At 43.9% G+C, this 12,066-nt stretch carries 7 protein-coding genes; 5 read left to right on the plus strand and 2 right to left on the minus strand.

The window, feature by feature from the left end; genetic code table 11:
* The first annotated feature begins 96 nt into the window (after positions 1-96).
* Positions 97-2,658 (plus strand): TonB-dependent receptor, encoded by a 2,562-nt coding sequence (locus ACX0G7_RS01075; protein ID WP_458921551.1) that lies wholly within the window; start codon positions 97-99, stop codon positions 2,656-2,658.
* A gap of 44 nt (positions 2,659-2,702) precedes the next feature.
* Positions 2,703-3,305, plus strand: coding sequence for a nitroreductase family protein (locus tag ACX0G7_RS01080; protein ID WP_458921552.1), 603 nt, complete (start codon positions 2,703-2,705; stop codon positions 3,303-3,305).
* Positions 3,306-3,593: 288 nt separating this feature from the next.
* Here the strand turns inward: ACX0G7_RS01080 and ACX0G7_RS01085 are convergent, their stop codons facing one another.
* On the minus strand, positions 3,594-4,886 hold the full coding sequence (locus ACX0G7_RS01085) for a hypothetical protein (protein ID WP_458921553.1): 1,293 nt from the start codon (positions 4,884-4,886) through the stop codon (positions 3,594-3,596).
* Positions 4,887-4,917: 31 nt separating this feature from the next.
* On the minus strand, positions 4,918-7,644 hold the full coding sequence (gene gyrA, locus ACX0G7_RS01090; RefSeq protein ID WP_458921554.1) for a DNA gyrase subunit A: 2,727 nt from the start codon (positions 7,642-7,644) through the stop codon (positions 4,918-4,920).
* 380 nt (positions 7,645-8,024) lie between these two features.
* Here gyrA and ACX0G7_RS01095 point away from each other — a divergent pair, with 380 nt between their 5' ends.
* The 3 genes from ACX0G7_RS01095 to ACX0G7_RS01105 all read left to right on the plus strand — a co-directional run bounded on the left by ACX0G7_RS01095 (position 8,025) and on the right by ACX0G7_RS01105 (position 12,028).
* A complete protein-coding gene (locus ACX0G7_RS01095; protein WP_458921555.1) occupies positions 8,025-9,674 on the plus strand; it encodes a hypothetical protein in 1,650 nt (549 codons plus the stop codon).
* Positions 9,675-10,049: 375 nt separating this feature from the next.
* On the plus strand, positions 10,050-10,376 hold the full coding sequence (locus ACX0G7_RS01100) for a hypothetical protein (RefSeq protein ID WP_458921556.1): 327 nt from the start codon (positions 10,050-10,052) through the stop codon (positions 10,374-10,376).
* A gap of 140 nt (positions 10,377-10,516) precedes the next feature.
* Entirely contained in the window at positions 10,517-12,028 is a 1,512-nt protein-coding gene (locus ACX0G7_RS01105; protein ID WP_458921557.1) for a saccharopine dehydrogenase C-terminal domain-containing protein, read from the plus strand.
* The last annotated feature ends 38 nt before the right edge of the window (positions 12,029-12,066 follow it).

Consider the following 12,066-nt stretch of genomic DNA (forward strand, 5'->3'; position numbering starts at 1 on the left):
CGTGGCACTGTTTTATTACTGTTTAATGATATTATAATTTTTCATTGACTAGTTATTAGTCTTCCGTGGCGACCTTTGCCCGTTATATCAAATTTTATGACAAAGTGTGTACCTCTTCTTTTTTTACTGTTGAGTTTCGGTTGGATGGCAACTGCCCAGGACGAAACCATGGGGGGAACTTCCTCATCACGGGCGAATCCTAATGGCGGCAGGTTTATTGGAAAAATAGTTGATGGAAAAACAAACAAGGGCATAGAAGCTGCTTCAGTCCAGTTATTTGTAAAAAGCTCCGGGGCATTGGCCGGCGGAATGCTCACCAAACCCAATGGTGATTTCAGCCTGGAAAACCTCCCGGCCCGTGATACTTTTCGGTTAGTCATAACCGCTATAGGATACAAAGAACTTGAGCTTCCCGTTTTCCTGGCCGTGATTCCCGATAAACCACTGATGAAGGATCTTGGCAATATTAAAGTTGAACAGGAAGCGCAGTATCTCGGAGCCGTTACCGTTACAGCGCAAAAGCCTGCGCTTACCATGGGCATCGACAGGAAAGTATTCAATGCAGATAGGGCAATTACTGCCGCTGGTGGCACAGCCATAGACATTATGAAAAACATTCCCTCAGTCAGCGTTGATGTTGATGGCAATGTGCAACTCAGAAATGCATCTCCGCAGATCTTCGTTGATGGGCGTCCTACAATCCTTACGCTTGACCAGATACCTGCAGACAACATTGACAGGGTTGAATTGATCACTAACCCATCTGCTAAATTTGACGCTGCAAGCAGTGGTGGAATTATCAACGTAGTGTTGAAGAAAAACAAAAGGTTAGGACTGAATGGAAGTGCTTCTATTGGAGCAGGGTCACCTGACATTCTCAATGGCAATCTTACGCTCAATCTACGGGAAGGGAAGTTTAACTTTTTTGCCAGTGGAAACTATAATCAGTCGGGGGGACAGGCAAAAGGGGAAACCTTCAGGGAAAATAAAAGACAGGGAGTAACCCAGGATTACTTCATTCAAAACTCGGTGAATGAAAGAGAAAGAAAATTCAGGTCAGTAAGGTTTGGGCTCGATTATTTCCTGGATAACAGGAACACCATCACGGTTACGCAGAATTTTGTGCGGGGAAGTTTCAAATCATATGAAGTTCAACAGCAGGAGTATCTCGATGTTAACCAGCAGCCAATAAGATATGGTGACCGGAATGCCGCCGGTAATGCACAGTTTGACAGGAGCAATACGCAGCTGATCTACAAACATAATTTTGCGAAGGAAGGCAAAGAGCTGAGTGCTGATATAAGTTACAACACCGGTAAAAACAATGACAATTCAGCTATAGTAAATAACTACTACAACATAGACGGCTCAGTCAACAAAGATCCGAACAGGGTTGAGAACTATGGAAATAATAACAATAATCAGCTGACTATTCAGGTGGATTACATAAACCCTGTTTCTGAAAAAGCAAAATGGGAGCTCGGGCTAAGGTCATATCTGAATGATTATAAAAGTATATTCAATGCTTATTCAGTGGCAGGTTCAGGGACCGAAACAAAACTACCACTGAGCAATCATTATGACTATCGTGAGAACGTGAATGCAGCATATGCGACGTTTTCAGGAGGAGTCAAAACATTGAAGTATCAGCTTGGCCTGAGAACAGAATTCTCAAAGTTTGATGGAGAGCTGGTGGACAGTTCGCAAAAATTCGGATACCAGTATCCAAAGACTATCAAAAACATCTGGGATGCCTTATTTCCAAGTATCTTCCTCACAAAGGAACTTAGCGAAGGCCATGAACTGCAGGTTAACTATTCACGACGCATAAGGCGACCAAACTTCTGGCAATTGAATCCCTTCGTGGATATCAGCGATCCGGTAAATCTGAGACAGGGTAATCCAGCTCTCAGACCAGAATTTGTGAATTCTTTCGAGATCAATTACAATCACACTTATAATAGTGGAAGCTTTCTGGCGGTGTTGTACTATAGGAACAATCCTGCTGATATTACCCAATACAGCGATACCATAAGCTCGGAGCAGTTTGAGAAACTAAATAATGCGGCTGTTGATCCTAACGCCATCCTGAATACCTTTGTAAACGCCCAGAGCAACAACCGCGTCGGTGTGGAATTTACACTGCAACAAAAAATCGGGGACAATTTTGATTTTACACCAACCATTAATGCGCAATACCGGACAGTTAAAGCAGTAATTAACAACCTTGATCTCAGCAATGATGGTTACAACTGGGAAGCCAAATTAATTGCTAATTACCGGGTTCCGGCGGAGAGGACGTCAGTATTTAATAAACTAAGCTTCCAGGTTACCGGGGAATACGAATCTCCTGAGGTAATACCACAAGGAAGACAAAAAGAACAATATAGCGTTGACTTTGCACTCCGGAAAGAGTTCCTGAAAAATAGCAAAGCGGCCTTAACTTTCAGTATCAATGATGTTTTTAATACCCGGCGGTTCGGAACTATCTATGACACCGAACAATTCTACCAGGATTCATATCGCAGGTGGAACGTCAGGAGTTTCCGGCTGACTTTTACATACAAATTTGGAAGCTCTGAATTTTCATTGTTTCCAAAAAGGAATAATGAGAGACGTGACGACGAAAACAATACACCGCCGCCCGATAATGGTTAATTTCATTGCCGCGGGATCTAAGGGACGATTTGAACTGGAATACTATGACAAACAGCAGCAATTCTATTATGGATGCCATCAGTATGAATCTTGCGATCCGGAACAGGCGATCCGTTTTTGTTAGCCAGTTTTATAATGACCGTAAAATACCCGATGAAATAATCATAGAAATCCTGCAGAATGCCAATTCTGCACCGACACACAAACTGACTGAACCGTGGAGGTTTACGGTTTTCTCCGGTAGAGGCCTGGAATCGCTTGCCCTAAAACAAGCATCGATATATAAGGACCATTCGGGGGATAAGTTTAAGGAAAATAAGTATAATAATCTGCTAAGTACGCCCGCGTTATGCTCTCATGTAATAGCCATTGGGTGTAAAAGAAGCGTGGGTGTTGTTCCGGAACTCGAAGAGATCGCAGCCGTTAGCTGCGCCGTTCAGAATATTTATCTCAGTCTTGATGCCTATGGTATTGGTGGTTATTGGAGCACTGGTGGCATTACTTTCATGAAGGCAGCAAACGAACTTATGGGCCTGGGACCTGATGATATTTTCATGGGATTTTTTTACCTGGGGTATGTACAGGTACCGTCTGTACACCGGTCACCGTCATCGCTGGATGAGAAAGTGCATTGGGTCAGGGAATGAATTTAAAATCATCATCGCGCTCCCGCCGTGCAACTCCACTTTCTTATAATATATATTATGTTAAATAGATAATTTTCGGATAAGTCCGAAGTCCATTCAACTTCTTCATCATTGATTCGACCATTTTCCTCATCATTGATTCGACCATTACCTCCTTTGGGTATTTAGGCTCGGTCTGCAACTACCCGATTCACTTCTTTCAATTGCCTTAATAACAAAGGGCCGCGATTGCGGCCCTTGTTGAGAAATATTCGTTTTCCTATTCCAGTTAATAACTGGCCAGGGTTTTTAGTGTTTTTTATCAACGTCATTAAACTTGGCGGTATATTCTGTTACCTTATCGCCCTGTTGTTTTTGCTCATAAATGGTGATGGTCAGATCATAAGCGTCCTTGAGAATATTCTTTTCATCCAGCTTAAGTTTTCCCTGTGAACCCAGAATCTGGTCAACCTTTGCAAAGTAAGTAAGCGCCTCGTCGAATTTCTTATTCATTTCGACCCGGAGTTCTTCTTTTTTCTTCAGTTCGTCTGGTTTAAGTTTGGCACCTCCCTGTGGACGGATCGCTTTATTTTTGTTGTTGATATCAACGCCCTGATTGTAAAGAATCTGGCCCATTAGCATTTGTGAGTTTGCATAGTCGGCTTTTTTCTCAATACTTTTTGCTATTTGCTCCCTTGCGCGCTCAATAAGTTCGGCTGAGTTGGCCGGGCGTTTGGTGCTGTCCTGGTTATATCCTGCCTGGTACAATTCTACACCGTAGTTGAAATAAAACAGATGATTATCCGGGTTCTCTTTGATAACCTGCTCGTATTTGGTGAAAAGTTCATCTTTAGTTCCTTTTTCCCTGGCCATGTCAAGTTCGAAACCGGACCAGAAAGTTTCCTGAGGATAAACTTCCCGTCCTAGTGTAGCAAATTTTGTAGCGTTCGCCATATCGTTTTTCTGACGGTAGTGATCAGCCAGCCATTTGTAAATCTCTACGAAACCTTCTGCCTTGGCCTTGCTTTCTGCAATCTTTCCATAATAGATAGCTGCTGTATCAGGTTTGTTTGCTTTTTCCGCGGATATACCTGCATACAAAGTGGTAGTTGTGTCTAATTTAATCGGAATCATGTTGTTTTTGGACATGATATCAAAAACTTCCAGGCTTTTCTGAAAATTTGTTAAAGCGTCGTTGAAGTTCCCTGCATTATAAAAAGATGCACCATCTTTTGAATATCCCGAGTAAATATCTACCAGCGGCTTGTTGCCATCCATTGTCAGCAAGGTGTTTCTCTTGGTAGAATCCTTCGGAGCTTCGAGTTCCATGTATTTTTTAACCGCATCAAAAGCTACGACCCTTGCATCAGGAACAGTGGCCTTCATACTTGAGTCTGCATTAATGGCCAGGTAGATCTTACTTTTTGTATACCAGGCTTCAGAGTTAGTCTTATTTTTTTCGACTGCAAGGAAATTGTCAATTTCCGTTTTTGCTTCAGCCAGTTTTTTCTTTTCCAAAGATGTTTTGGCTTTGTCCAGCTTCTGTGCGAACACACCAGCAACTGAAGCAACAAGCATTACAGTCAGCAATATTCTTTTCATTTTTTCCGTGTTTATTTAATTAAAATTATCGTTAGGCAATCGGTTGATCCTTATCTTCTCCAGATGAGGCGGAGCTGTCATCGGTTGTATCGTCTTCATCTTCCGCGGAAAATTCATCATTTTCCGTGAGATCATCTTCCGGATTTTCCTCTTCCGGGAGGCTGTCAGTTCCGGTCAATTCTTCCGGAGAAACAGCTGAACCAGACAGGGTTTCTAATCCGTTTACTTCATCTAAAGTTGTTATTCCATCTACTACAATTTCTGCGCCCGTCACTTCCAGTTCGTCCAGATTAGTAATAGCAGCAATTTCATCGCCATCGTCAACCCGGATCAGTTTAACACCCTGGGTTGCACGGCCCTGCTCACTAATGCCATGGACCGGCATACGGATGGTTACCCCGCTTCTGCAAGTGATCATAAGGTCTTCTCTTTCTGTAACATCGAGGATTCCAACAAGTCCGCCACTCCTGGAGGTAACATTTATGGTTTTTACTCCTTTACCTCCCCGGTTTGTGATCCGGTATTCATCTATCTGCGTCTTTTTTCCAAAACCTTTTTCGCTGACTACCAATACGGTCCGGCTCTTATCTTCACGACTGACACATATCATGCCAATCACTTCATCATCCTTGTCATCTACCTCAATTCCTGCGACTCCGATGGCTCCCCGGCCGGTCGGCCTGACTTTTTCCTCGGGGAATCGGATTGCGCGACCACTTTTTACGGCCATCATTATTTCGCAATTTCCATTGGTCAACTTTGCTTCCAGTAATTCATCTCCTTCTAATATCGTAATTGCGTTGACACCGGTTTGCCTTGGCCTGCTGAAATCTGCCAGGGCTGTCTTTTTGATAATACCTTTTTTGGTACACAAAACGATATTGTGCCCCGCCACAAAATCCTTATCCTGCAAGTCTTTTACGTCGATTATGGCTCTGACCTTATCGTCCGGCGGAATCTGTATAAGGTTCTGAATCGCCCGGCCCTTACTGGTTTTGTCGCCTTCCGGGATCTGGTAAACATTCAGCCAGTAGCATCTGCCGTTCTCTGTAAAAAACAACATTGAATGATGGGTCGAGGCGACAAAGAGGTGCTCGATATAATCTTCATCCCTTGTTTTTCCGCCGATCTGTCCCCTTCCGCCGCGCCGTTGAGCACGGTATTCAGTTGCTGATGTTCTTTTGATATATCCGAGATGTGAAATGGTTATGACAACATCTTCTTCTTTGATGAGATCTTTGATCTGCATTTCATCATCCAGGAAAGTAATTTCTGTTTTTCTTGCATCACCGAACTTGTCCTTGATTTCCTGCAGTTCTCTTTTTATCAGGTCGAATCTGAGGGTCTCATTGCCAAGCAGTTCCTGCAGGTGACTGATGACCTTCATCAACTCATCAAACTCCTGTTTGATCTTATCTCTTTCCATACCGGTGAGACGTTGCAACCGTAATTCGAGAATGGCCTTTGCCTGTATCTCATCGAGGCCCCAACCGGCATTTATCAGTGCTTCCCTGGCGATATCAGGCGTTGCAGATGCCCTGATCAGTGAAATAACTTCATCAAGGTGATCCAGCGCAATAAGATAACCCTGGAGGATATGCGCTTTTTTCTGTGCTTCCCTTAATTCAAACTGGGCGCGGCGGATCACTACTTCATGACGGAAATCAATGAACTCGGAGATCATTTCTTTGATGTTAAGGGTCCGCGGACGGTCCTTTACAATAGCCACGTTATTGATTCCGTATGAGGTCTGTAACTCAGTAAACTTAAATAACTGGTTTATGATTACGTTGGCGATGGCGTCCCTTTTCAGATCTATAACAACCCGGGTTCCTTCTTTCTGATTTGACTCATTATTGACATGTGCTATTCCCTCGATGATCTTTTCATTTACAAGTTGACCGATCTTATCACAGAGTGCGTCACGGTTAACCAGGTAGGGAACATCAGTGATGATGATCTGCTCGCGTCCGCTTGCCTTGGTTTCTACATGCATTTTACCGCGAAGGACCACCCGGCCACGTCCTGTATGCATTCCGGCTTTGATACCTTCCATGCCATAAATTACCCCACCCGTAGGAAAATCCGGTCCTTTGATAAACTGCATCATCTCATCGATGCTGATCTCACGGTTATCAATAAACGCAACGCAGCCATCAATTACTTCACTAAGATTATGAGGCATAATGTTCGTGGCCATACCAACGGCAATACCGCTTGAACCGTTAACCAACAGGTTTGGTATCCGTGTTGGCAATACTTTAGGCTCTTCGAGGGAATCGTCAAAGTTGGTTTGGAAATCAACGGTTTCCTTATCGATGTCCATCAGCATGGATTCGGCGATCCGTTCGAGTCTCACCTCGGTATAACGCATTGCCGCAGGGCCGTCTCCATCCTGGCTTCCGAAATTACCCTGACCGTCTATCAGCGTATATCGCATGCTCCATTCCTGGGCCATACGTACAATAGAATCATAAACCGATTTATCACCATGCGGGTGATATTTACCCAATACTTCACCGACAATACGGGCAGACTTTTTATGCGGCCGGCCGAACCCCATGCCGAGTTCATTCATGGCGTGAAGTATACGGCGGTGAACTGGCTTGAGGCCATCCCTGACATCAGGAAGCGCCCGGCCCACGATTACCGACATTGAATAATCAATATAGGCGGTTTTCATCTGCTCCTCGATATTGACCGGAACTATCCGGTTGATATCGTTTGTTTCATTGGGGGTAATGTTATTTTCTTCCATGCTTACTTTTAAGGCTGAACTAAGTTTGAGAAATTAAAAATTAATGGAAATTGGTAACCGGGCAAAGGCTCGCAAATTTACCAAATCCGGGCCTCATAACCTTATCTAAATCGGCGTTTTGACAGGTATTTTTCCACGATTGTGGATTGCTCCCGGATAACGGCCAAATGGGTTTAACAAACCCTTCTATAACATTTCCGTAGCACTATTTGGTATAGATGTTGGCTTTAAGTAACTTGTAGGTGAACTGTAATTTCAAACGAGTTACGCTTATCCCCTCCTCTGAATTACCGCCCTAAACGTCCCTTTTTTTATGATGGATTTGATCTGCCTTCGCTGACGGCGCGGAACGTTTTAATAGTGACAGAACAATCTTTTGTATGAACAGATATTTGCTTCTCAGAGATAACAAACAATCGGGTCCATATACCGTGCCTGAACTTATTGAAAAAGGCATAAAGGCATATGACCTTGTTTGGCTCGATGGGAAAAGTGCAGCCTGGCGTTATCCCAGTGAAATCGAGGAGCTGAAACCTTACGCCCCCATAGTAGAAGAACAGCCATTCGACAGGTTTTATAAGAAACCTGCCGCAGAGAAACATTTTATTGAACGTGCAGCCGGTTCGGCAAGTGAAAGCAAGGTTTCAGAGATCAATGCAGCGGGTCACAATGTTTACCGGGAAAGATACCAGCCGGCCCAGGAAAAATCCAGTGTGGTGGTTTCAGAAGAAGCGATCATCCAAGCAGCTTCCACGAAAGCTACAGCCTCAGTTCCCGATACTTCAGCTTCAGCGGAACCTACGGCTAAAGCTCCGATACAAGGTACTTTGACTAAAATGGAAGCGACAGCTAAACCGTCAATACCCGAAACTTCAACACTCACTGATAAATCGTCCTCCCCGGTTGAACCTGCTGCTAACCCCGCTCTGCCAGCGCATGAGGGTCCAAGGAAAATATATGTTACTTTGCCTGGCGCAAAGGCAGTTACCAGGATAAATACCGAAGCTCCAACGCCTGCAGCATTGGCCTCACAGTCAGAAAGGTTAACTGAACGCCCTGTATCCCCGACATCGGATGTTTACCGGGATGATCAGCCACCTTACCCAAATGCTGATACTAATCAGAATGAGCGGTTTGCTCCTACACCTGCTCCGAGGTACAGGAAGATCGAGTCAGAGTATAAAAAACCTGAACAGCCAGATACGAGCTTCAGTAGCAAATTTGCGGGCGCAGATCTTCTGACGGATACGGTTTTTCCGGGCAAGTCCAGGAAGTCGTTGCTGGCAGGCAAACAAAATGCTGCTATTATGACGATGGCTGCCTTGTGTTTACTGCTTGGGGGCATAATCATCGGGCTCGCCATCAGCAACAGTAAAAAAGAATCGGCTAAAGAACTTAATAACCTCGTGAAGCAGATCCAGGAAAGAGAAAGGTTGAAACAGCTACCTGCCAGTCAGCCTGTGGCCAGGCAGGAAGAGCCTGTGGAGAGGATGACAGAGAGCGTGACTCCGGGAGCGGAAGAAAAGGCGGTCGCCGAAAAGCCAACAACCAATCCGAACTCACAGGCAAAGTTGGCAGTAAGCCGCAACGTTGCTAAAAATGATAAGTTACCCGAAGCGCCACCCGTCCAGGCAGTTTCTCCAGACGTTCAACCGGTAAACGTTCAACCTGCCGTACAGGAAAACAACAGTGTATCAAGCGCGGCCGTGGAGTTAGCCAGGAAAAACATCAGGCAACTGGTATCATTGCAAAGCAGTAAATATAAAACAGGAGTCCTCGGCGGCATCTCGGATCTTTCATTGACGGTGACAAACAAAAGTGAATTTGTAATCGACCGGGTTGAAGTTGAAGTTGCTTATCTGGGTCCTGAGAAAAGAGTCGTAAAAACACAGACGATTGTGTTTAATAATATTAAAGCCGGTAACCAGCTCACACTGGATGTGCCCCGCACAAATCGTGGCGTAAGTGTAACAACAAACATCAAAGTTATTAATTCAAAGTCCCTGGGTCTCTCCCCATCAGGTACATAATACGCAATCAGTATATAATCAGGTATACAATAAGTGGCGGCACTTTTATTTGTGTCATTCGCTTATGTTTTGTCTCCGCCTGGTAATAGCCATGGTTTACCCTCACAACTATTTCGTTGCATATATTCACCAATCAGGAAAGCTGATTCATTAATTTCGGTCCCGACTCTGAAGAGTTAAATATCGAATGACATTTGTTATCATTCATCATCATGCAGATATACCCACTCGCATTAGATCTTTGTTACCATTTCTGAAAAGTGTCAGCTTGGCATAATAGTTGAAATTTGATTACACTGCCAACCCTTCTCCTATTAAAGTTTATGCGTTTTTATTAAGCTTGCCCAGGGACCAAACACCTAATAAATACAATAAATGAAAAAGACAGCCATAATCCTGCTAGGGGTTATTATTGCGGTTATAGGACTTCATGCGTTCAGGGCATCACAAACGAGCCTGGTTACGGGACATTTGAAGATCAATCCTAAGGGATCACGTATAGTGGCGAGGCAGGGAAATGATTCTGTTCACATCCCCGTGTCAGCAGATGGAAGTTTCAGGATATCGCTGACCAAAGGAAAATGGGCGCTGGAAATGGAACGATATAATAACAGTAAACAGGTTCAGAATATATTTATTGATACCATGGTTATCAGGGAAAGAGAAGATATTGATCTTGGTAACATTCTGCCGGATCTCTGAATATTCCCTGTGAACACATATCTTGTACAGTCAGCCGGGAGGCTGACTTTTTTTTATTTGTTGAGCGGCAACTACAGGTGGGTGAAGCAAAAAATCAATAAATCCTTATTAAGTATATTGCAATAATATACAGCAAAGTAATGAACTCCATCTTGATTTTAGGTGCAGGGAAATCATCCGTTTACCTGATTGAATACCTGATAGCAGAGGCCCGGCTTCACCAATGGAAGGTCCGTGTGGCGGACTATGATATTGAAGCAGCCAGGTTAAAAACCGGGAATTCTGAATTTGCAGAAGTGTTGTTTCTCGACATCCATGACATGGAATCCAGGAAAAAGATTATCGCGGGATCAACCATTGTCATCTCCCTTTTGCCGCCGGCACTTCACTATTTTGTTGCCCTCGATTGCCTTGAACTTGGCAAACATCTTTTCACTGCTTCGTATATCGATGAAAATATCAGGCAGCTTAGTGCTGAGATTGATGCAAAAAATCTTTTATTCTTATGTGAACTGGGTCTTGATCCAGGTATCGATCATATGAGTGCCATGCAGCTCATTAATGAGATCAGGGATGCAGGTGGTACAATTCAGTCTTTTAAATCGCATTGTGGTGGGCTTGTTGCACCGGAAAGTGACGATAACCCATGGCACTATAAGATCAGCTGGAATCCGCGGAATATAGTGTTGGCCGGCCAGGCGGGAGCTGTGTTCAAAGAAGCCGGAGAGATAAAACATGTTCCCTATGGCCAGTTGTTTAAACCCGAGAATACCGTTGAGATACCTGAACTTGGTGAATTATGCTGGTATGCAAACCGTAATTCAATTCCGTACATGGAGCTATATGATCTGGAAGGCTGTCACACTTTTTTGAGGACAACGCTGCGTTATCCCGAGTTTTGTCTTGGCTGGAAAAACTTAGTTGATCTGAGGCTCACTGACGAAACCATTAAATATGACACTGATGGTATGACGCTTCAATCTTTTTTTAAGCAACACTTTTCAGAGCATGGTTTTGCGGAATGGGTAGATAAAACACTGACGGCAGGTTTCAGGGAAACTGCAGAAATACTCGAAAAAATAGAAATGCTGATAACACTCAGTGAAGACCCTGCTGAAGATGTAAAAGATGACCTGAAAAAGTTTATGCTGATTGATGAACACGGTCAGCTAAACACAATTGGCATAGATGAAATAAAGGTCAAGGCAGCAGACCGGGTTGCCTGGCAGAAACATGAGGCAAGTCTCATTATCAACCAACTTGTTTACCTGGGAATGAATGATGACCTGCTCATCAATAAAGGTCATTGCAGCGCAGCAGACGTTCTGCAGTTTGCACTTGAAAAGAAACTTGCGCTAAAAGATGGGGATAAAGATATGATTGTAATGTTGCACGAGGTTGACTACATCCGTAACGGAAACAACTTCCATGCACGCGCTTCGTTGATCGTTAAAGGTGAGGATAATATACACACCGCGATGGCGAAGACAGTCGGCCTGCCACTTGGCATGGCTGCGTCACTTTTTTTACAAGGTAAATTACCCTTGAAAGGCCTTCAGATACCCGTAACAAAAGAAGTGTATGAACCAGTTATGCACTTATTAAAAGCCAAAGGGATTTCATTTCTCGAAACGCATATTTTGGTAGATTGAAACGGTCGACTGCCGGGGAAGTACACTTAACCGGGTAT

The sequence above is a fragment of the Flavitalea antarctica genome (assembly GCF_054461535.1).

Excerpts from the sequence above, each read along its gene's own strand:
- ACX0G7_RS01105 (WP_458921557.1), top strand. The coding sequence starts at position 10,517 with ATGAACTCCATCTTGATTTTAGGTGCAGGGAAATCATCCGTTTACCTG.
- ACX0G7_RS01085 (WP_458921553.1), bottom strand. The coding sequence starts at position 4,886 with ATGAAAAGAATATTGCTGACTGTAATGCTTGTTGCTTCAGTTGCTGGT.
- ACX0G7_RS01095 (WP_458921555.1), top strand. The coding sequence starts at position 8,025 with ATGAACAGATATTTGCTTCTCAGAGATAACAAACAATCGGGTCCATAT.
- ACX0G7_RS01075 (WP_458921551.1), top strand. The coding sequence starts at position 97 with ATGACAAAGTGTGTACCTCTTCTTTTTTTACTGTTGAGTTTCGGTTGG.
- ACX0G7_RS01080 (WP_458921552.1), top strand. The coding sequence starts at position 2,703 with ATGACAAACAGCAGCAATTCTATTATGGATGCCATCAGTATGAATCTT.
- gyrA (WP_458921554.1), bottom strand. The coding sequence starts at position 7,644 with ATGGAAGAAAATAACATTACCCCCAATGAAACAAACGATATCAACCGG.
- ACX0G7_RS01100 (WP_458921556.1), top strand. The coding sequence starts at position 10,050 with ATGAAAAAGACAGCCATAATCCTGCTAGGGGTTATTATTGCGGTTATA.